Source organism: Arthrobacter sp. B1805, assembly GCF_002929745.1.
GTDB lineage: Bacteria > Actinomycetota > Actinomycetes > Actinomycetales > Micrococcaceae > Arthrobacter_D.
The window spans coordinates 15926-37525 of the sequence record NZ_PJIQ01000004.1 but is presented as its reverse complement, the minus strand read 5'-3'; the positions used below and the strand labels follow the sequence as shown (position 1 = coordinate 37525).

The 21600-nt window shown below is 65.8% G+C and carries 14 protein-coding genes; 9 read left to right on the top strand and 5 right to left on the bottom strand.

Annotated features, from left to right (window positions below):
• Positions 1 to 6 precede the first annotated feature (6 nt).
• The 3 genes from raiA to secA all read left to right on the top strand — a co-directional run bounded on the left by raiA (position 7) and on the right by secA (position 4875).
• Positions 7 to 741, top strand: a complete 735-nt coding sequence (gene raiA, locus CXQ96_RS05685) for a ribosome-associated translation inhibitor RaiA (protein ID WP_104117078.1) — start codon at positions 7 to 9, stop codon at positions 739 to 741.
• Positions 742 to 835: 94 nt separating this feature from the next.
• Entirely contained in the window at positions 836 to 2047 is a 1212-nt protein-coding gene (locus CXQ96_RS05680) for a winged helix-turn-helix domain-containing protein (RefSeq protein ID WP_104117077.1), read from the top strand.
• 119 nt (positions 2048 to 2166) lie between these two features.
• A complete protein-coding gene (gene secA, locus CXQ96_RS05675; protein ID WP_104117076.1) occupies positions 2167 to 4875 on the top strand; it encodes a preprotein translocase subunit SecA in 2709 nt (902 codons plus the stop codon).
• Here secA and CXQ96_RS18600 read toward each other — a convergent pair whose 3' ends face one another.
• Together CXQ96_RS18600 and CXQ96_RS05665 are read right to left on the bottom strand one after the other, a co-directional pair.
• Positions 4876 to 5487, bottom strand: a complete 612-nt coding sequence (locus CXQ96_RS18600) for an Rv3235 family protein (RefSeq protein ID WP_219816100.1) — start codon at positions 5485 to 5487, stop codon at positions 4876 to 4878. It abuts the gene before it with no gap.
• A gap of 198 nt (positions 5488 to 5685) precedes the next feature.
• Positions 5686 to 6549: a LysM peptidoglycan-binding domain-containing protein gene (locus CXQ96_RS05665; protein WP_146070830.1), complete on the bottom strand. Its 864-nt coding sequence runs from the start codon at positions 6547 to 6549 to the stop codon at positions 5686 to 5688.
• Positions 6550 to 6670: 121 nt separating this feature from the next.
• Between CXQ96_RS05665 and CXQ96_RS05660 the strand changes: the two genes are divergently transcribed.
• On the top strand, positions 6671 to 7231 hold the full coding sequence (locus CXQ96_RS05660) for a hypothetical protein (RefSeq protein ID WP_104117074.1): 561 nt from the start codon (positions 6671 to 6673) through the stop codon (positions 7229 to 7231).
• Between the two features lie 80 nt (positions 7232 to 7311).
• On the opposite strand, the gene CXQ96_RS05655 is transcribed toward CXQ96_RS05660, so the two are convergent.
• The gene (locus CXQ96_RS05655) at positions 7312 to 7539 is read right to left on the bottom strand and encodes a helix-turn-helix domain-containing protein (protein ID WP_104117073.1); all 228 of its coding nucleotides are present in this window, start codon (positions 7537 to 7539) and stop codon (positions 7312 to 7314) included.
• A gap of 282 nt (positions 7540 to 7821) precedes the next feature.
• Between CXQ96_RS05655 and CXQ96_RS05650 the strand changes: the two genes are divergently transcribed.
• The 4 genes from CXQ96_RS05650 to CXQ96_RS05635 all read left to right on the top strand — a co-directional run bounded on the left by CXQ96_RS05650 (position 7822) and on the right by CXQ96_RS05635 (position 16201).
• The gene (locus CXQ96_RS05650) at positions 7822 to 8379 is read left to right on the top strand and encodes a hypothetical protein (RefSeq protein ID WP_258058891.1); all 558 of its coding nucleotides are present in this window, start codon (positions 7822 to 7824) and stop codon (positions 8377 to 8379) included.
• Complete coding sequence (locus CXQ96_RS05645) at positions 8376 to 9701, top strand: P-loop NTPase (RefSeq protein WP_104117071.1); 1326 nt, start codon at positions 8376 to 8378, stop codon at positions 9699 to 9701. Before CXQ96_RS05650 ends, CXQ96_RS05645 begins: the two co-directional genes overlap by 4 nt.
• Before the next feature lie 47 nt (positions 9702 to 9748).
• A complete protein-coding gene (locus CXQ96_RS05640; protein WP_104117070.1) occupies positions 9749 to 14587 on the top strand; it encodes an NAD-glutamate dehydrogenase in 4839 nt (1612 codons plus the stop codon).
• 135 nt (positions 14588 to 14722) lie between these two features.
• Positions 14723 to 16201, top strand: a complete 1479-nt coding sequence (locus tag CXQ96_RS05635; RefSeq protein WP_104117069.1) for a sensor histidine kinase — start codon at positions 14723 to 14725, stop codon at positions 16199 to 16201.
• A 117-nt stretch (positions 16202 to 16318) separates the two neighbouring features.
• On the opposite strand, the gene CXQ96_RS05630 is transcribed toward CXQ96_RS05635, so the two are convergent.
• Positions 16319 to 16567 (bottom strand): WhiB family transcriptional regulator, encoded by a 249-nt coding sequence (locus CXQ96_RS05630; RefSeq protein WP_055769355.1) that lies wholly within the window; start codon positions 16565 to 16567, stop codon positions 16319 to 16321.
• A 240-nt stretch (positions 16568 to 16807) separates the two neighbouring features.
• Between CXQ96_RS05630 and CXQ96_RS05625 the strand changes: the two genes are divergently transcribed.
• Positions 16808 to 17230, top strand: coding sequence for a hypothetical protein (locus CXQ96_RS05625; protein ID WP_146070828.1), 423 nt, complete (start codon positions 16808 to 16810; stop codon positions 17228 to 17230).
• On the opposite strand, the gene CXQ96_RS05620 is transcribed toward CXQ96_RS05625, so the two are convergent.
• Positions 17205 to 21437 carry an FtsK/SpoIIIE domain-containing protein gene (locus CXQ96_RS05620; protein WP_104117067.1) on the bottom strand — a complete coding sequence of 1411 codons (4233 nt, stop codon included), beginning with the start codon at positions 21435 to 21437 and terminating at the stop codon, positions 17205 to 17207. The genes CXQ96_RS05625 and CXQ96_RS05620 overlap by 26 nt on opposite strands.
• Between the last annotated feature and the right edge of the window lie 163 nt (positions 21438 to 21600).

The window sequence follows — 21600 nt, the reverse complement described above, 5'->3', positions numbered from 1 at the left end:
GGCACCATGGAGTTTGTGATCAACGGCCGGAACCTGGCGGTATCGGATCGTTTCCGTGAGTACGCGACGGAGAAGATCGACAAGATAGAGCAGCTCGGCGACAAGGTGCAGAGGGTCGACGCGAAGATCACCAAGGAAGCCAGTGCGCGCGCGGCGGACACCTCCCTCACGGTTGAGCTGACAGTGCTCTGCAAGGGCCCGGTCATCCGCGCCGAAGCGTCGGCGGCCGACAAGTTCGCCGCGTTCGACCTCGCCTACGGGAAACTCCTCGAGCGCCTGCGCCGTGCTCGTGACCGGCGGAAGGTCCACCACGGCCGGCACACACCAGTGGCCGTCGCGGTCGCCACGGCAGACCTCGAACCCGCAGATCCGGCCCAGCCGATCTACCTCGAGACGCCGACCATCGAGCCGACCTCGCATGAGCCGGAGAACCAGCCCGAGGATATCGACGCCTACTCCTCGGCCGATGATGTCCCGGCCGGGGACTCTCCTGTCCTGATTCGCCGAAAGGTCTTCTCGGGCATACCGATGAGCCTTGACGATGCCGTGGACAACATGGAACTCGTCGGGCACGACTTCTACCTCTTCGTCGATTCCGCGACGGGAGCCCCGTCGGTGGTCTACCGCCGACAGGGCTGGACCTACGGCGTCATCACCCTCGACTCGAAGTGTGCCGAGGGTACGGAGGAACCCCACGAGGAACTCCTGGCCTACCGGGCCAAGGAAGCAGCCACAGCCTAGCGAGTTCACGACGCCGGTCCCCACCGGGCGTCCAACCCCTATATCAGGAACTGCCTCCGCACAGTGTGCGGAGGCAGTTCCGCGCAGGAGCGTCTTGCCGTCTCTCACCACCGCCCAGGCCAGGCGCATCGTCCTCGCCGCCCAGGGGCTGCACCGCCCCCGCCTCGAGGCGCCGAGTTCGCGCCGCGCCGTCAATGCCGCGGTGCAGCGGCTGCAGCTTCTCCAGATCGATTCGGTCAACGTCCTCGTCCGGTCCCACTACCTGCCGCTGTTCTCCCGACTCGGTTCCTATGATCGGGCGGATCTCGATGCGTTGTACTCGAAGGCTCCACGCCGGTTGGTCGAGTACTGGGCGCACGAGGCGAGCCTTGTGCCTCCCGAGCTGTTCCCGCACCTGCGCGCGTGGCAGCGCCGCACCTGGATGGGCGCGTCGGGCGTTCCTGCAGAGCTGCGCGGACCACTCGAAGCATCGATCCTGGAGCTCCTCGAGCGCGGCCGGCCCCTGACGGCATCGAGCGTCCAGGCGATGCTCGGCGGTGGCGCCGAGCGCCCCGCCGAAGGCTGGGGTTGGCGGTGGACGGCCTCGAAGCGCATCCTCGAGGACCTCTTCGCCAGGGGTGAGGTGGGGTCGGCGGGCCGAACGGCCCAGTTCGAGCGGCTCTACGCGCCCATCGGCGACGTGCTCCCCGGCGCCGCCGTGGCCCTCGGCCACACGGACAGGACGGAGGCTCTCGCCGTACTGGCCGAGCGCGCGGCAGGCGCCCTCGGCGTCGCCCCCGCCCGATCCATTGCCGACTACTTTCGAACCCCGGTGCGCGAGACCAGGGCGGCGCTCGACGGCCTCGTCGCAGTCGGACGCCTTGAGACAGCGATCGTCGACGACGGGATCGAGCCCTGGTATCTGCATCCGTCGGCGGTGTTGCCACGCAAGGCACGTGGCAGGGCCCTGCTGAGCCCGTTCGACTCGCTCGTCTTCGACCGGGACCGCCTGCACAGGCTCTTCGACGTCCACTACCGCATCGAGATCTACACCCCGGCAGAGCGGCGCATCCACGGCTACTACGTCCTTCCGTTCCTCCTCCGGGATTCGATCGTCGCGCGGGTGGACCTCAAGGCGGACCGCGCCGCCGGCCGACTCATCGTCCGGGCCAGCTACGCAGAACCCGGGGCGCCAGCAGATACCGCCGCCGAACTCGCGGACGAACTCCGGCTCCTCGCCGGCTGGCTCGGCCTGGCCGACGTCGTCGTCGAGGAGCGGGGAAACCTCGCGTCGGCGCTCGCTCCGGAGGTCGGCAGGCTAGTCTGAGCGGACACGGAGTTCCGCGTCGTTGCTCCTGTGCCGCAGGGAACCGAACGGGGGGCCCGAACGTCGACGTAGACTAGACACGCCATCTTTGGGCAGCATCAGATTGGGAGCAGATACCAGTGCCATCACTTCTTGAACGAGTACTTCGCACCGGCGATAAGAAGACACTGAAGCGACTCCGCAACTACGCCGACGCGGTCAACGTCCTCGAGGACGAGTTCCGCGAGATGTCCGACGCAGAGCTGCGTGGCGAAACCGATCGGCTGAAGCAGCGCTACGCAGACGGCGTGACGCTCGACGAACTCCTCCCCGAAGCGTTCGCGGCCGTGCGCGAGGCGTCGAGCAGAACACTGGGCCTACGCCACTTCGACGTGCAGCTCATGGGCGGCGCGGCCCTTCACCTCGGAAACATCGCCGAGATGAAGACGGGTGAGGGAAAGACGCTCGTCGCGACAGCGCCCGCTTACCTGAATGCCCTGACCGGCAAGGGCGTCCATGTCGTGACCGTCAACGACTACCTGGCCGAATACCAGTCGGACCTCATGGGCCGCGTGTACCGCTTCCTCGGTCTCACGAGCGGCTGCATCCTCTCGAAGCAGGATCCCGCGACGCGTCGCGAGCAGTACGCCGCAGACATCACCTATGGCACGAACAACGAGTTCGGCTTCGACTACCTGCGCGACAACATGGCGTGGAGCGCAGCCGAACTCGTCCAGCGCGGCCACAACTTCGCGATCGTCGACGAGGTCGATTCGATCCTCATCGACGAGGCCCGTACTCCGCTCATCATCAGCGGCCAGGCCTCTGGTGATGTCAATCGCTGGTACAACGAGTTCGCGAAGGTCGTGCAGAAGCTCTCTCCCGATAGCGACTACGAGGTGGACGAGAAGAAGCGCACCGTAGGCGTACTCGAGGACGGGATCGAGAAGGTCGAGGACTACCTCGGCATCCACAACCTCTATGAGTCCGCCAACACCCCGCTCATCGGCTTCCTCAACAATGCCATCAAGGCCAAGGAGCTGTTCAAGCGGGACAAGGACTACGTGGTACTCAACGGCGAGGTCATGATCGTCGACGAGCACACGGGGCGTATCCTCGCGGGACGTCGATACAACGAGGGCATGCATCAGGCCATCGAGGCGAAGGAGGGTGTCGAGATCAAGGCCGAGAACCAGACTCTCGCCACCGTCACGCTGCAGAACTACTTCCGCCTGTACGGGAAGCTCTCGGGTATGACCGGTACCGCCGAGACGGAGGCCGCCGAGTTCATGTCGACCTACAAGCTCGGCGTCGTGCCCATCCCCACGAACAAAGAGATGGCCCGCCAGGACCTCTCCGACCTCATCTACAAGAACGAGGTCGCCAAATTCGACGCCGTCGTGAAGGATATCGTCGAGCGTCACGAGACGGGCCAGCCAGTCCTCGTCGGCACCACGAGCGTCGAGAAGAGCGAGTACCTGTCGAAGCAGCTGGCCAAGGCCGGGGTACGCCACGAGGTGCTGAACGCGAAGAACCATGCACGGGAAGCAGCGATTATCGCGCAGGCCGGACGCAAGGGCGCGGTCACCGTTGCAACGAACATGGCCGGTCGAGGTACCGACATCATGCTCGGAGGCAACGCGGAGTTCAACGCGGTCGCGGCACTGGAGAAGGCGGGTCTCGATCCGGCGGACAACCCCGAGGAGTACGAGGCCAGGTGGCCTGAAGCTCTCGAGGCGGCGAGGGAAGCCGTCAAGGCCGAGCAGGAGGAAGTCCGCGACCTCGGAGGCCTGTACGTACTCGGCACCGAGCGGCACGAATCGCGGCGCATCGACAACCAGCTGCGCGGGCGCTCCGGCCGCCAGGGCGATCCCGGCCGATCGCGTTTCTACCTCTCGCTGACTGACGATCTGATGCGGCTGTTCAACTCAGGTGGCGCCGAGCGCATCATGAACAGTGCGACCATGCCCGACGACGTGGCGCTGGAATCGAAGCTGGTATCCAAGGCGATCGAGAACGCGCAGGGCCAGGTCGAGGGCCGGAACGCAGAGCAGCGCAAGAACGTGCTGAAGTACGACGACGTCCTCAACCGCCAGCGCGAGGCCATCTACGGCGATCGTCGCAGGATCCTCGAGGGCGGCGACCTCAAGGAAAAGGTGCAGTTCTTCCTAGAGGACGTCATCACGGCAATGGTCGACGAGGCGACGCAACAGGGCCACGGCGACGATTGGGACTACGAGCTTTTGTGGACGAATCTCAAGACGCTGTACCCGATCACCCTGACGGCAGACGAAGTGATCGAGGAGGCCGGCGGCAAGTCCAAGCTGACCAGGGACTTCCTGCACGATGAGATATTGTCCGATGCCAAGCTTGCGTACCAGGCCCGAGAGGAGGCTCTCGGCGAGCAGACGATGCGCGAGCTGGAGCGCCGGGTGGTTCTTTCGGTCATCGGCAGGAAGTGGCAGGAGCACCTGTACGAGATGGACTACCTCAAGGAGGGCATCGGGCTTCGGGCCATGGCGCAACGGGATCCGCTCGTCGAGTACCAGCGGGAAGGCTTCATCCTGTTCCAGGCGATGATGGAGTCCATTCGCGAGGAGAGCATCGGCTACCTGTTCAATCTGGAGGTCGAAGTCTCGGCGCCGGCCCAGACGGGTCTTCCGGGCGTGACCGACGGGCGGGGGATCGTCCAAGCGCCTACCATCAAGGCGGCCGGACTCGACGCGCCCGCGAAGCCTGCCACCCTGAACTTCACGGCCCCGAACGCTCAGGGTGACGCAGAGGTGCATGTGGAGCGGGACAAGTCGCAGGGGGTACCGGTGACCGGCAGGAAAGCCAAGAAGAAGTAGTCAGCCGATCTCAAGGGCCGTCACCCGCCATGCTCCGCGCCGTTGCTCGATACGAAGAGCGACGGCGCGGATGCGTTTCTGGTCGTAGGCGACGACCGATGCCTCGTAGACACCCGGGCTGACGGGGCATACGCGGGCGGAGCGGACGACGACGTGACGGTGTGCTGTCGTGCGGGGTTTCCCGCGCCCGAGCTCCGGTGCGTCGATGCAGCGCACGAGGTTGGCGCGGAGCTGAAGCCGCTCATAGTTCTCGGGATCCAGCCAACGCGCCATCTGTTGCAGCGGCCTCGTGCCGGCCAGGACTTCGAGTGCGCCTTGAGTGACCGACCGGGCGATGCCGGAGATGCGCAAGGAGCTCGCCTCGTCCGTCTTCGCCGAGGGAGCGCCACGGAGTTGCTCGGAGGCTGCCGGTGCATGCTGTCCCAGCGCCTCGATGGGACCCGTCGGCTCGTCGGTCACGCCGGAAAGGCCGGACCCGGAGCGAAGCGGGATGACCTGCGCAGGCTCGGAAGCCACCGCCCGTGCTGTCGGGGTAAGGACTGGGCGAGGGGCTCCGCTGACCTCGGCGAGACGGGCGGTTGCGTTGCGGCGAAGCTGGGTTACGGAGGACATACGATTCCTTCCTGGTGCTGGATAGGTGCTGGTCAGGTGCCGGAGGTGTTGAGGCTGAGGTGTTGGAGGGGTGCTGGGCGAGCGCTCGGCCAGCGACTGAGCGGTGCGCGTCGGAGCGACGGATGGGCGCGAGGAGTCGCCTCCGCGCTGGTGCATGGTCGAACGATGAGGAATCGGACCGCAACCCGGGAACTCGGTTCAGTGGGTGGGCGCGCGCAGGAGCTGTCCCGGAACAAGGAGGGAGGCATCCTTCCCGATCGTGCTGCGATTCGCCTGGTACCAGGCGGGCCATGCTTCCGCCACATCGGCTGCGGTAGCCAGCGGGCCCAGGTGCTGTGCCGCGATGGACCACAGGGAATCGCCCGGGCCGACGACCACCTCCCGCACGTCCACGGTCTTCCTGGTCTCGGGCCGCACCAGGAGCCCGCCATCAGGCGGCATCGGGGAGGGCTCCCACGCCGGCGATACGTCGGGCGACACGTCGGCTGACACGTCGGGCGCCTCGTCCGGCGACACATGGTGGCTCGTCGGTGACACTTGGCCCTCCGCGCTCCCCGCCGCGACGAGCCGTGGTGACCAATACGGAGAAGCGCGTGTGCCTGCAGTGGTTCCGGCCGTGCCTCCGGGCTGTACGGCAACAGATTCATGAAATGCTCGCGGCGCAGCATGGCTCACGGTAGAGCTGGTGACAGCAGCGGAGGCGGCGCCTGCGCCGGGCGTCTGAGGAGCCGCATTCGCCATCGCCGGCACCGCGAGCATGTTGACGCCGAGCAGCGCTGCGGCCAGGCGGCGCATGACTGCAGGCGTCCATCCGCCGGTGAACCGGGCAGCTGTCAGCCGACCTCCTTGCTGGAGGCATTCGGCGACAAGGGCGGCGGCCAAGGCGAGAAGCCACAACACGGTGATCACGACACCGACGATCGACAGAATCACGCCGAGGAGGTGGTCCAGTCCCCGCATGCCTCCGGATGTTTGCGTGTGTCTCAGAACATGGCCCGTCACCGTCAGCACGATCCCGCAGGCCAGAACCAGACCCGCCTGTAGTGCATCCGAACTTTTCATAGCGACTACCTCCCCTTTAGAGTCAGTTTGATGCAGTTTGACCCGTTTTGTAAATACTCAGTCAGGTTCTGTGCATTTGATTTGTATTGACCTGTCCGCCTGCAGGTCCTACGTTGGGCAGGTGCGATGGGAATCCCTCTTCAACGACCTCGAATCACAGCTGCGATCGATGTCTTCGGATGAAGAGGAGAGCGAGATCAGTGAACGGACGCGCTCGGAGCAGTCGCGCCTCATGCTCGTCCAGCGTCTCGACGGGCAGCGTGGAAATCCGCTCGGGGTGGTCACGAGAGGCGGACGGTCACTCTTCGGCGTTCTGGCTCACGTCGGATCGCAGTGGATCGCGATGGGAGTTGAGAACCGTACAGTGATCGTTCCGCTGGCCTCCATCCAGGTGCTGCGGGGGCTGCGGCGCGAGGTGGGTCAACCGCTATCCGGAGTCCAGGCCCGGCTCGGCCTGGGGTCGGTCATGCGGGAGCTGTCGCGTGACCGCGCACAGGTGTCGCTCTGGCTGGGACTCCCTGCGACTTGCTGTTCCGGGGTCGTGGATCGGGTCGGCGCCGACTTCCTGGAGCTCGGTTCGGTAGCAGCGGGCGATGAGCGACGCACGGGCAGCGTCCGGGAAGTACTGACTGTGCCGTTCGCTTCGATCGACACGGTCGACTCAGCAGTTCCGATGGAGTGACCGAAGGCGTCCCCGTGATCAATCAGTGCCGGTAAGAAGTGCTTCATCAGTGCCGGTCAGAGGTGCTTCACCGCTGCCGGTCAGAGGAGGGGAGTGCTCTCCGACTCGTTCCTCAGCGCGGAGGCAGTTCTCTCGTAGGCCTTGGCGATGTATTCCTCGAGCACCCGCGTCTCCACGCGCCACTGACCGCGACCACCGACCTGTATCGCGGGTAGCTCCCCGGACCGTACGAGTGCGTACGTCTGTGACGAGCTGATGTTCAGCACCTCTCCAACATCCGCGAGAGTGAGAAATCGCCGCTCGGCCACGGGTCCACCCTTCCTGATCTGTGTTGCTTGGATCCAGTCTGCCACCCAGCCCGTCCTTTGCCGGTGATATCCACACTTTGTACCGGTTTGTGGCCAGCCGGTTCCCTTAGTGCGAGCTGTGCATCAGAATTGCCGCGGGAGTGTTGCCCGCTCAGGGTGGCGCAGGTCTTATGGGGGACGACAGTGAGTTCGGATATGCGAGCGGCGCAGCCGCCAGGCGATGCGCCGCGGCTGAGGAAGCCTTCGTGGAAGGATCCTCGTCTCCTCATCGGCCTTCTGCTGGTGCTCGCTTCGACTGCAGGCACAATCGCGCTGCTGGAGAGCCAGAACACCACGACCGAGGTGTACTCCGCGCGCGCGGATATCGCCGTCGGGTCTGCCCTGTCTCCTGAGGACTTCACCCGCGTTCCCGTGCGCCTCGGCGATTCGGCGGATGCATACCTGCCGGTCTCAGGGGGTGTGCCCGCCGATGCGGTGGCAACGAGGTTGATCACGGAGGGTGAACTGATACCGGCCGCCGCCCTCGGAAGCGCCGACGGCCTCGACCGGAAGCCAGTCGGCCTCACCGTCGACCATCCACTGCCCACGGGAACGACGGCAGGCGATCGAGTCGATGTCTGGGTTTCCCTGCGCGCCGATACCAACACCTTCGAGCAACCACGATTGCTCTTGGAGGCGGCCGAGGTCGCGGAACTGACGGTAGGGGAATCAGCACTCGGAGCAAGTAATTCGACGTTGGTACAGGTCCTCGTCGACGACGACGCGATGCCCGAGCTGCTCAATGCCCTTTCGAACGACGCCCACATAGCCGTTGTGCTGAACCCGGGTGCAGGTTCGTGAGCATTCCCGTGATCACCCTCGGAGCGGTGGCGAGTGCCTACGTGCCAGGCCTCGAGCAACTCCGTGGGCCGGTGACTGTCGTGCGCAGGTGTGAGCAGTTGCCGGAGCTGGTCGCCGCCTGCCAGACGGGTATCGCCCGCGCCGCGATCATCGATCCTGACGCCGAAATCTCGGTGTCCATGGTGGACAGGCTCCGATTCGCGGGCGTCGTGGTGGTTGCACTGGCCGACAGCGATTCGAAGGGGCGCACGGCCGGCATCGTCGGGATCGAGTACGTCGAGTCGTCGATCGAGCCCGCGGGACTGGCGGAGGCAGTTTCACGGGCGGTCGAACGGTTCGACTCCAGGGCTGCCCACGAGCGCGGGTCCCTGGCCTATGCGGATCCCCTGGACCTGCCCGAGCCTGCCGTTCCCGCACCGGCTCAGAGCACCCAGGATCCAGGGGAAGGGCGCATCACCGCGGTGTGGGGACCAGTCGGCGCGCCAGGCCGCACCACCGTGGCCATCAACATCGCCGCGGAACTGGCGGCAGCGGGAGCGTCCGTCCTGCTCGTCGACGCTGACACCTACGGAGCGAGCATCGGGGCTGCGCTCGGACTCCTGGACGAATCGGCTGGGCTTGCACATGCCTGCCGTCTCGCTGACCAGGGTGAATTCGGAGCCGCAGCACTGGAGCGGGTAGCGGTGAGCGTCGCGCTAAAGGGCGGACGGCTCCGTGTGCTCACCGGCATCACGAGGGCGGACCGCTGGCCGGAACTGCGACCGGCGGCGCTCCGCCAGGTACTGGCTGCCGCTCGTTCCCTCGCCGAGGTCACTATCGTCGACTGTGGCTTCTGCCTCGAAGCCGATGAGGAACTGAGTTTCGACACCCTTGCGCCCCGCCGCAATGGTGTCACGCTGACGTGCCTGGAGGCCGCAGACTCCGTCATCGCTGTGGGCGGGGCGGACGCTATCGGTGTGCCGCGTATGGTCAAGGCACTCAGCGCTCTTTCCGACGCCATCCCCACAGCCGCGGCGCGCGTTGTGTTCAACAAGGTGCGGGCCGCTGCTGTCGGTCGTTCGCCCGAGGCCCAGCTACGCGAGGCATGGGAGCGTTTCGGCCCCACGGCAGGCATCGCCGCCTTCCTGCCCGCTGACTTCGCTGCCGCCGATCACGCCCTCCTGGCGGGTAGCGCCCTACTCGAGACAGCGCCTGCCTCCCCCCTTCGACTCGCCATCGCCGAGCTCGCCGAGGTGCCCGGCGGCGAGCGGCGTCGTCGTGCCCCTGTGGTGCGCCTGCGCAACGTGAAGTTTTCAGGCAACACGGCTAGGCTTCCACGGTAAGAGGTCGCAATGGAGCGGCCTTTCATTTCGTTACGGAGGCCCTCCCCATGTCGTCTCGATCCAGGACAACGGATCAGTCAAGCTCGGACACTTCACGGGAGGATTTCGTAGAGCACTACTTCGAGCACCTCGCCCGCGAGGATGCCCTGGGGTATCTCCGGACAGACCTGCGCCAGCGGGCGTTCGCTCACCGCGACCTGGCGGAAGCGCGTGAACCGGGGACAGCGGTGGTCGGGATCATGGACCAGGGTGCGTCGAGCGTGGTCATGATCGTCACGGATGACATGCCCTTCCTCGTCGATTCCGTGACTGCTGAGCTGGTGCGCCAGAACGCCGCGATCCAGCTGGTGGTCCATCCGACGTTCCTGGCGTTGCGTGAGGACGAGTCCCACGCCCTCGCAGCCCTCAAGCGAGTGCCGTCGACGGCCGGCGCCTCCAGTGGAGACACCGCGGCGCTGCCCGACATCGGTGCTCTCGTCGGTCAGACGGATCGCACTGCGCATATCGAGTCCTGGATCTCGGTCGAGATCACGCGCCTCCCGGACAGCCAGGCGAAGCAGTCGGTCATCGACGGTCTCCAGCGGGTGCTGCGTGACGTCCGTTCGGCGGTCGAGGACTGGCCGGCCATGCGAGACACGGTTCGTTCCATCGAGGCTTCCCTCGGGTCCATCGCCGGTGCCGAGGACATTCCCGACCTGCGGCAGGCGCAGGAACTCCTGCAGTGGCTCGACAACGGCAACTTCACCTTCCTGGGATACAAGGAATACGACCTTGTGACGGATGAGCACGGTGGTGATGCCCTCCTCGTGCGCGAAGGCAGCGGCCTCGGTCTGCTGAGGCACGGCAGCGGTGGAGGACACCTGCAGCAGCTCACAGCAGCGGGGCGGGCGAAGGCCCGCGAGCGTCGCGTCCTCGTCATCACGAAGGCAAACTCCCGCTCAACCGTCCACCGCGCCGCCTACCTCGACTACATCGGCGTCAAGACGTTCGACGCCCAGGGGAATGTCAGTGGCGAGCGCCGCTTCATCGGGCTCTTCGCGACGAGTGCCTACACGGGTTCTGTCCGCAACGTGCCCCTGGTACGGGACAAGGTCACAGAGGTGCTGCGCCGCTGCGGGTTCCCCTCCGACTCGCACTCCGGGAAAGACCTGTTGTCCATCCTCGAGACCTACCCGCGTGACGAACTTTTCCAGATCGAGGTCTCCGATCTCGTGACCACGGCGCTCGGAATCCTCAGGCTGCAGGAGCGACGACGCACCCGGCTGTTCCTGCGTCCCGACGTCTACGGACGTTTCATGTCCGCTCTCGTCTACCTGCCGCGCGACCGATACACGACGAGCGTGCGGCTGCGTATCGAGGAGGAGTTGCGGACGGCGCTGAATGCCGATTCGATCGACTTCGAGGCACGGATGAGCGAGTCGGCCCTCGCGCGACTGTTCTTCCGAATCAGGCTTCAGCGAGGCGCGGAGATCCCTGCCGTAGATGCGGTGCAACTCGAAGAACGACTGGTGCGCGCGGCGCGCTCGTGGTCAGAGGGCATCGTGGAAGTCGCGCAACAGAGGTTCGAGCAGGATACGGCACAGCGCCTGGCCAGGCTCTGGGCCGAGTCCTTTCCTCCCAGCTACCGCGTCGACTACGAGGTCGAGGATGCCCTGGAGGACATCGCCCGGTTCGAACAGCTCGCCGCAGCGGGTGCAGGAGTGCCGCAGCTGCACGTCTACGTGCCTGAGCGGAAGGAAGCGGATGGCGCGGAGGACGCCCGTCTCAAGCTCTACCTGACCGGGGCGAAGAGCCTCACGCAGATCCTTCCGTACTTCCACAATCTGGGACTCGAGGTGCTCGACGAGCGGCCTTTCGAGATCACTCGTGCCGACGATCGTTCCTTCTTCCTGTACGACCTGGGCCTGAAGTACCCCAAAGGGATCGAGCCCCTCGCGACGGCATCGCTGCTGCAGGACGCCTTCCGGGCCGCGGTCGTCGGTAACAGTGAATCGGATCCATTCGACCGGCTCGTCCTGCGGGAGGAGCTCGGCTGGCGCCAGGTGCTGATTCTTCGTGCCTACGCCAAGTACATGCGACAGATGGGGAATACGAACTCCTACGGCTTTGTCGCGGACACCCTGCTGAGGAACCCCGCGGTCAGCCGTGCGCTCGTCGCGCTCTTCTCGGCGCGATTCGACCCGGACCTCGAGGGCGACCGCGCGGAGGCCTCGGCAGCGGCCCGTACTGCGCTCGACGAGGGACTCGAGGGAGTACCGACCCTCGACGCCGACCGTGTACTGCGCACGTTCGCCAACCTCATCGAGGCGACACTTCGGACGAACTACTTCCAGGACAAGCGCCACGTCAGTTTCAAGTTCGACACGTCGCGCATCGACGGCGCACCCTTTCCCCGCCCGAAGTTCGAGATCTGGGTGTATTCGCCGCAGATCGAGGGTGTCCACCTCCGCTTCGGCAAGGTCGCGCGCGGGGGATTGCGTTGGTCGGACCGGCGGGAGGACTTCCGTACGGAGATTCTGGGTCTGGTGAAGGCGCAGACCGTGAAGAACGCGGTCATCGTGCCGACCGGAGCGAAAGGCGGCTTCTTCGCAAAACAGCTCCCGGACCCCGCCGTCGACCGCCAGGCATGGCTCACCGAGGGGCAGGCCAGTTACCGGACCTTCATCCGGGGTCTACTCGATATCACGGACAATGTCACCACGAACGGCACCACCGAGTCGGTGGTGCCGCCAGACCGCGTCGTCCGGCACGACGACGACGACACCTACCTGGTCGTGGCCGCGGACAAGGGGACGGCGTCATTCTCCGATATCGCCAATGAGCTCTCCGCCGAGTACGGCTTCTGGCTCGGGGATGCCTTCGCCTCCGGTGGGTCCGTGGGCTACGACCACAAGGCCATGGGAATCACCGCTCGGGGTGCGTGGGAGTCCGTCAAGCGGCATTTCAGCGAGTTCAACGTCGACACGCAGACCGATGACTTCACCGTCGTCGGTGTCGGTGACATGAGCGGCGACGTCTTCGGGAACGGCATGCTGCTGTCCGAGCATATTCGCCTGCTGGCGGCTTTCGACCACCGACACATCTTCCTCGATCCGAACCCCGATGCAGCGACGTCGTTCGCAGAGCGGCGGCGCCTCTTCGAGCTGCCGAGGTCCAGTTGGGAGGATTACGACAGCTCGCTCATCAGCAAGGGCGGCGGGGTATACCCGCGGCAGGCGAAGTCCATCCCGGTATCGCCCGAGGTGCGCGAGGCACTCGGTCTCGAGGCCGACGTCACCAAGCTGAGTCCGCCGGAGATGCTTCGGGCCATTTTGCGCGCGCCGGCAGACCTGCTTTACAACGGTGGCATCGGCACGTATGTCAAGGCTACGGTCGAGTCGAACGCCGAAGTCGGAGACCGTGCGAACGATTCCATCCGCGTGAACGGGAACGAACTGCGCGCGCGTGTCGTCGGCGAGGGCGGCAACCTCGGAATGACGCAGCGGGGCCGCGTCGAGGCTGCCCTGTCCGGGGTCATCCTCAACACCGACGCGATCGACAACAGCGCCGGTGTGGACTGCTCGGACCACGAGGTGAACATCAAGATCTTCGTCGACCGGATGGTCCGGGCAGGACGGCTGCAGCCCGAGGAACGGTCCGAGTTCCTGCACTCGATGACCGACGAGGTCGGACGCCTCGTGCTGCAGGACAACATCGATCAGAACGTGCTCCTGCTCAACGACCGCCAGAGAGTGGTGGAGTGGAGTCCCAGCTACGAGCGGATGATGGACTGGCTGGAGAAGAAGGGTGACCTCGAACGGAACCTCGAGGCGCTGCCCACGACCGCCGAGCTACGGCGAAGGATCGATGCCGGACAGGGACTGACATCGCCGGAACTGTCGGTGCTCGCGGCCTACGCGAAGATCGAGCTGACCCGGGTCCTGTCCGCCAGTAGCCTCGCGGACGATCCGTACTTCAGAGGGACCCTCCGCCGTTACTTCCCGCAGCAGCTCGTCGAGCGGTTCGATGACCTGCTCGACACGCATCCTCTGAGGCGGGAGATCATATCGACCGTCATCGCCAACGACATCATCAACCTCGGGGGTATCACGTTCGCCTTCAGGGTCATGGAGGAGACCTCGGTTCCCGAGCCCGTCGTCGCGCGTGCCTTCGTGGCACTGCGGGAGATCTACTCGCTGGACGAGACCGTCGAGACGCTCGCTGCGCTTCCGGCCGGTTTCCCGACCGATCGCTGGACGACGGTCCACCTGGATCTGCGTCGGCTCCTGGATCGGGCAGTCCGCTGGTTCGTGCATCACGTCGAGCCGGGAACATCGGTCGATGAGGACATCGCCGCTTTCAAGCCGCTCGTCGCCCCCTTCCGGGCTCGTCTGTCCGAGTACCTGCGCGGCTGCGACCTCGAGCGTGCCCACGATGCCATGGAGACAGCGAAGGCCTGGCAGCTTCCGGAGGAGCTCGGCAGGCACTGGGCCGAGCAGTTCGAGTCCTTCGCCCTGCTCGATATCGCGTACAGCACTCGCAGGGTGGACGAGCCGGTCGAGAACATCGCGAAGGTGTACTACGCGGTGTACGACAGGTTCGAGGTGGACAACCTGCTCGAGCGGATCACGAAGCTCCCGAGAACGGATCGCTGGCAGGCGCTGGCGCGGGCGGCCCTGCGTGATGATCTCTACTCCACGGTGGCCGACATCACTGTGGCGGTCATGCGTGCCTCCCACGAGATGCAGGACCGTGACGCCGGCGCGCGACTGCTGGTATGGCAGGAGCAGAACGCGGACCAGCTGCAACGGGCCAGCAACATGTTCGCCGAGGTGAATCAACTGGAGCAGGACGACATCTCCTCCCTGTCGGTGGCATTGCGGCTCCTGCGGTCCATCGTGCGGTAGCGCCGGGCCGCTGCTGTCTCCCGACCCAGGGGCGAGGGTGACAGACTGGACCTGTTGGCATTGCGCCCGTGGTCCGGCCTGTCCGGAGCGTGCATGCCATGCCGACGAGTCGCTGCCGAGCTACAGAGAGATTTCATGGCTATCTTCACTGATCCCATCCGCGAGTACGCCGGGTTCGAACCCGGCGACGCCGAGTGGCTCCACCTTCTGGTGGGGGACTGGCAGATGGTGGCGGACCTGGCCTTCGCTGACCTTGCGCTGTGGTTCCCGCTGGATGGTGGTGGCTATGTGGCGCTTGCCCATGCCCGGCCATCGACGTCGCACACCGTGTTCCATAGCGACTTCGTCGGAGAACGTATCCGCGCGGACCTGCAGCCACTCGTCGATCTCGCATGGGCCTCCCAGAAGATCGAGCGGTCCGGTGAGACGAACTGGACCACTGAGATGGCGATGCGCGTCGAGGCCGTACCCATGGTGCGTAACGGGCGGACTCTCGCCGTCGTGACGACGCATATGGACCTTTCGAGCTCACGAATGCCGTCCCGGTTGGAGTTGACCTACCGGCAGTGCGCCTACGATCTTCTGCGCATGGGGACGCTGGGACTGTGGCCGGACTTCGCGACGCCGACGGGCTCCCGCAGGGGGGCTCCTCGTGTAGGAGACGGCTTGATCCGCCTGGATGTCGACGGAATCGTGCAATATGCGAGCCCGAACGGTGTGTCGGCCTTCCGGCGGCTCGGAGACGTCGAAACCCTCGAAGGGCGTCCGCTGGCCGAGATCACGACGGCACTCCTGAAGGATCGACGGATGGTCGATGAGACACTGCCACTGGTCGTCACGGGACGCATGCCCTGGCGCACCGAAATCGGATCGCGGGGCGTCAGCCTCTCGCTGCGGGCCATCCCCCTGCGCGATGAGAAGGAACGGTTCGGCGCGCTCGTGCTCTGCAGGGACGTGTCCGAACTCCGGCGTCGTGAAATGGAGCTCGTTTCGAAGGACGCGACCATCCGTGAGATCCACCATCGGGTGAAGAACAACTTGCAGACAGTGGCCGCACTGCTCCGGATGCAGTCGCGCAGGATGGTCAGCGAGGAAGGCAAGCTCGGGCTGGAGCAGGCGATGCGCCGGGTGTCCACCATCGCACTGGTGCATGAGACGCTGTCGCAGGGCCTCGCACAGAGCGTCGACTTCGATGAACTGATCTCTCGACAGTTCCGGTTGTCCGCGGAAGTGGCGTCGCCGGCACAAGCCGTCCGCACGGAGCGCAGTGGAGACTTCGGAGAGTTGCCGAGCGATCTTGCGACTCCATTGGCCCTGGTGATCAACGAGCTGGTGACGAACGCCGTCGAGCACGGATTGTCGGGCAGAACCGGAACAGTCTGGTTGATGGCCAACCGGCGGACGGAGGCCGACGGCGAGGAGATACTCCGTGTCACGATTGCTGACGACGGGGTCGGGCTGCCTGCCGGAGGTCACGCCGAAGGCCTCGGTCTGCAGATCGTCCGGACCCTGGTGACGAGCGAACTCGGGGGAACGATCGAGTGGAGCACCCGGCCGGGCGGCGGCACGTCGGTCACGCTCGAGCTTGGTTTGCATGTGAACCAGTCGAGCTGAGCGGGGCCCGGACAGGGGCCGAACGACGAAGGGCCGCCCATGGGGCGGCCCTTCGTCATTGCGCCGGAACTGGGATCCGGCCTCTCGATGCGTGCCTGGTGTCTGTACCGGCCTTCGTCAGGAAGCGCGGCGGGCCCTTGCAGCCCGGCGCTTGAGCGCGCGGCGCTCATCCTCACTCAGTCCGCCCCATACTCCAGCGTCCTGTCCGGATTCGATGGCCCACTGCAGACAGGTATCCTGCACCTGGCAGCGACGGCACACGCTCTTGGCCTCTTCAATCTGAAGAAGCGCCGGCCCGGTGTTGCCGACCGGAAAGAACAGCTCCGGGTCCTTGTCCAGACAGGCTGCGCGACTACGCCAATCCATGGTGATCACATTCTCCTCTAGCCTCGCTTCTCGTGATTTGTGAAAACATTCACGAGGGGGCTCATAGTAAAGGGGCCGACTTCGGCCCCCGGGTTTGCACTGCATTTAAGGCTGTCACGTTACCAACCGGTAAACAAGGGTTTTACAGCTTCAATTGGCCCTATGGATGAGGGGTTTGTCACAGCAACGCACCAGCCCACGCGTCGGGGCCCGGCAGTGGTGGTCCGGTAGGGTTCGAGGGTGGCTGCGAATCCAGTGCCAGATGGCACGAGCCGACCGCTCGGCGTTCTCCTGATCAGCGTCGTCCTGATACTCGAGGCGGTCGCGCTGGTCGTCATCGCCGTGGGCTTCGCCATCACGATCTTCGGCGTGGATCCCGTCTCCGTCGGAGGTTCGGTCTTCATGGCGGTTCTGCTGCTGCTGGTCGCGTCGGCCCTGGTCGTGATGGCGAGGAAGCTTGCCGTGGGCTTTCGGTGGCCGCGCTCGCCGTCCCTCGTCGTCCAGCTGTTCCTGGTGATCCTCGCGTTCCCCTATTTCACGGCCGGCGATCCGCTGATCGGCCTGTTGCTGATAGTCCCCGCCGCGGGCGTCATCGTGCTCCTGTTCTCGAAACCGGTCGTGGACTTCACGGTGCGGACTACAGGGACCGCAAGAACGCTGTAGCGCTGGACGCCCCGGGTCGGTGGATTCCGGGTCCTTCCTCCCCATCGCCCGTCGCACGCGCAATCTGGACCTCTAAAACCCCCGCCGGTGCGCACGCGTAGCCGCGTCCCGGTATGGTCGTTCCGTCCTGATCGAGTCGTACCCCGAAGATGTCGCCGTCCGAGGGTGACTTCGGTGAGAGGACGAACCCGCAGCCGGAGCTGCGGGACTGCAGGGAAAGCGGTACGCGCGTCATGAGCATGGGACCGGGTACGGCCGACAGGGCAGCAGCGGCGCCCCGGGCGACGAATTTCGACAGAATCTGCTGGACGTCACCGGGAAGATCGTCCGCATCGTCGACGACAAGAATGCATCGATCAATGGCGCTCGTCGTGGCGTACTGCTCGGCGAGTCGTCGCCAGTACTCTGCCATGCCGGAACCGGCAGCGGTGGGCGGTGGCGCTAGGACCACGCGACTCCCGAGAACCTGTGCAGCCTCGGCGATCACGCGGAGGGCGTTGCTGCGCCCCGACGAACGATGGCCCAGTACGAGATAGCTCTCACCCGCCCGAAGCGGAATGCTGTAGGGGCGCAGATCGTCGCCCTGCACGCCCAGCACGACGTCGTCTCCTGCCGGTACACCCGTCACGGCTGGAAGGAGCCGCGTGAGTGGAACGGAATGCGGAAGGGGATGTACGGGGAAGGGCAAGCGGACCGGAATGCGTGCTGGGGTTTCGGCCGGGGCCGGTTCCAGCACCAATTGGCACACTCCGTCCCCCGAGCCCCCCGTGATGCGGCCCTGCGCGAAACCCCGCCCGGCGACTGCATCCAGACTCGGGATCCTCGGCCAGGTCATAGTGGTCTCCTGATGCGCACCGAGGGGCAGATAGATTCGGTTCGGCATCAGCGGAAAGAATCGTGCCGCCGTCAGCTCCCGGTCTCCCGTGATCACGACGCTGACGCCGCTGCGGGCGCCGTCACGGACGAGGGAGTAGAGGTCCTCCTCCGCTCTCGAGGAGCGCAGGTTCCGGAATTGGCTCACCCATCGCCCCCACCCCGAGATGGCCAGGACGATCTGCGGTACGTCGCGCGTCGATACGGAAGGCAGGGCAGTGAGTCGTTCCAGCACGCGCCCCGCCCTCTTCGTCTCGTGCGACCGAACATATGCACCGAGGTGGGGGCCGAGCGGAACGCGCTCCAGGCTCCCGTCTCCGTCGAGTAGATAGAGATGGACGTCCGGGTCGGCCACAGGCAGCGCGGAGATGACGGACGCAAGGGATGCGCCGCTACCGCAATCCGACAGACCGACCAGCGCGAGATGGGAGTGGTCCCGGGGGCGCCATTGCAGCAGACGCTGTTCCTGGTGCTTCGGGAAATCGGCAACGCCCAGGGCGACGGCATGGGTACCAGCACCGGCCGAACGACGCACGGCCGATGGCACGGGCGGCTCCGGGTCCGCAGGCAGGAAGGCGCGACATGCCGCCGACGAGAGCACCGCGGCCAGCGGCGGGAGGACGGGAACGAAAGGATCACTGGAGCCAACACCATCAGCTGCACCTCGCAGCGCGGCTGTCGCTCGTTGCAGGACGCTCTGCGCGACCCGCTCATGTCCCGTCGCGACCCCGTTGGTCGGGCCAGCTGGGCCCCTGGTGAAGGATTCAGCGGCCGGGAGGCCGCTGTCGAGGGAGACCGGTGGGCGATTGGCCGTGACGGTCCTGGAACGAGTGGGTGTGTACGGATCCGGACCGTGGATGTGCGGGTGACCTTCCACAGCGATGGCGGGATCGTCGCCGAGGTAGGTGGTGATGTCCTGCCACCCACGGGTAATGCGTGGCGGAGGCAACTCGCTGCAGGACGCAACCTGGAAGGCGAGAGGTGACTCCGCCCCGCGTCGTAGGAACGCCCTGCCGGGGAGGTCGATCGGTATGTCCGCTGCCAGCCCTGATCCGAGCAGGTCCTGCGATTCCATCGCGGTCTGAACCCTCAGGAGGATCGACGAGGTGATGTTCGCTCTCATGTCCGGTGTCACCGCACCCTGCGGCCTTTGGGTCGCGAGCACCAGATGGACGCCCAAGGAGCGGCCCAGTGCGGCGATCTTCATCAGGTCCGGCACCGCGGACGGAACCTCGTCGCTCAGCATCCTGAATTCGTCGATGACCACGACGAGGCGTGGTGGACATGACGAGGGAGCCACACGGCGCAGTTCGACGACGTCGTGCGCGCAGTGCTCCGCGCAGAGGTGTTCGCGCCGGCGAAGCTCCGCGCGCAGGGACACGAGCGCACGTGCAGTCGACTCGGAGGAGAGGTCGCTGAGGTTGCCGACGCAGTGGGGGAGACCGGCGAGCGCGCCGAGGCCCGAGCCGCCTTTGTAGTCGATCAGGAGCAGCGCCAGATGCTCGGGTGGTTGATCCATGGCGAGTCCGAGCACCAGGGTCCGAAGGAACTCGGATTTACCGGACCCCGTCGTGCCGGCGACCAGCAGGTGGGGACCGTCATCCACAAGGTCGATGGAGACGTGGCCGGTTCCCGAGTCACCTACGAGCGCCGAGGGGTGGTCCGGGTCGGACGATGCCCATCGGGCGGGCACGGACCCGGTGAGGCTGTCGGGCGCCAGTTCTACTGACCACACGGAGGCGGACGACGGCGGCGGCGTGTCCTCGCTGAAGGGCGAAGGGTTGGCGCGGTCGGGCGCCCCGCCGCTGGCTCCGGCCCGGGCTAGCGCTCTCACCGTGCGGTCGAACGTTCCATCAGTCACTCCATCGGGAGTGACCTCGAACTCCTGCCCCGCAATGCGCGCCCGGGCACTGTTGTCGGCGTGGATGACCATTCCTGCCCCGGCCGTCGTGGCGATCGTCGGGCCGGATCCGGCAGGTGTCCTGCGGCCGGTGGAGATCCTGATCACGAGAACGCCCGCCGTGTCACTCAGATCCGGCAAGCCGTCGGAGAACTGGAAGACCACGGTGACTGCCGAACGCGCGAGGATCGAGGTGAGGATCCGTGCATCCATCGTGAGGCGGACGTTGGGAAGGAACCGGGCCTGGAGCGGAATCTCGTGAGCATGCCCCCAGAGAACCACCAGTGGCGTGTCGATGTATGGCTGGGACACCTGGAGCAGGAGCGCCCGAACGAGGCTCCGCGCCGCGCCGTCCTCGCCTGTGATCATGAAGCTGCGCTCGCTGGTTCCCTCACCTCTTGCATGGCAAGCAAGGACGAGTGGCACATCGAGGAGCAGTGGAGGAACAAAGGGCTCGTCGCTCCTTTGGACGGTCAGGTTGGCGGGCTGATCGGCCGTGCCCAACCTGAGCAGGACCCTGTCCGGAGAGGTCCTGCCGCGTGTGGGGCGTGGCGCCACGGCAAGCCGCGCACGGAGAGCATCGAGGGCGATGTGGCCGGGATCGGGGACGCCGTGCACTCGGCGGGCCCTGTCCTGGAGGGCGGTGCTAGCCACAGCGCTGGTGAAGGTGCGGGCATTGCGCCGGTACGTGACGAGGGGCACGAGGCCGGTCACCGCTGACAGAGCACTGAAGGCGAGGAAGAACCACATGCCAGTGGTGAGCGCGAGCGCGACGCCGAGTACGAGTGGCAGCAGGGCCGTGAGTATGAGGATCCGGGACGGCTTTCGGGGCACCGCTTGGTCCACCGAGAGTGCCTCGAGCAGTTCCGGATGAGCCGTGTCGTCCCAGGCGCCGTCGTCGAGCAGTTCGATGCGGCATCGGCTCGCCCCCAGCCGAACTGCCGTGGAGACGGTGATGGCTGCTGTACTGATGCTCTCACCATCCACGAATGATCCGTTCGCGGACTGGAGATCTTCGAGCAGAATCGCATCCTCGGTCACCGTGAGGCGTGCGTGGGTTCGGGACAGCGCGGGATCGGACACCACGATGTCGCTGGCGGCGCGTCCGATCGTGTAGGTGCCTCTGGCCAGGGGAAACACCTGACCGGCGTCCGGACCCGAATGGACGACGAACAGGAGGTGGGGCATCAGGGGGTCCGTCTCAGGCTGCTGGTGCTCCCCGGAAACGATGATTGCACCGTCGCACAGCGCGCCGGCGAAAGGAACCAACTCGACAAGCGGGAGGCCCTCGACGCTGAAGGGGTGCATGTACCCGTCAGCTCCCAGTTGACGAGCGAGTGCCTCGCCGGTGGTCAGAACGTCGGTGTCTACGACGATCTCCCGAGTGGGGAAAGCCGACGGGGGAGCGCTCGCGAGCGTGACGTGCAGTTCCATCGGAGCCTCCTGGTTCGACGACTGCTTCCGAGGCTAAGGGTGCAGCGACGCACGGTGAGGTGTGGCACGCTCCTTGTGGATAACGTCGCCGCCGTCAGCCGGAGAGAGTCGTCACACATGACGGTGACTGGGACCCGCGTTGCCACGATCCGGCAGTCATCAC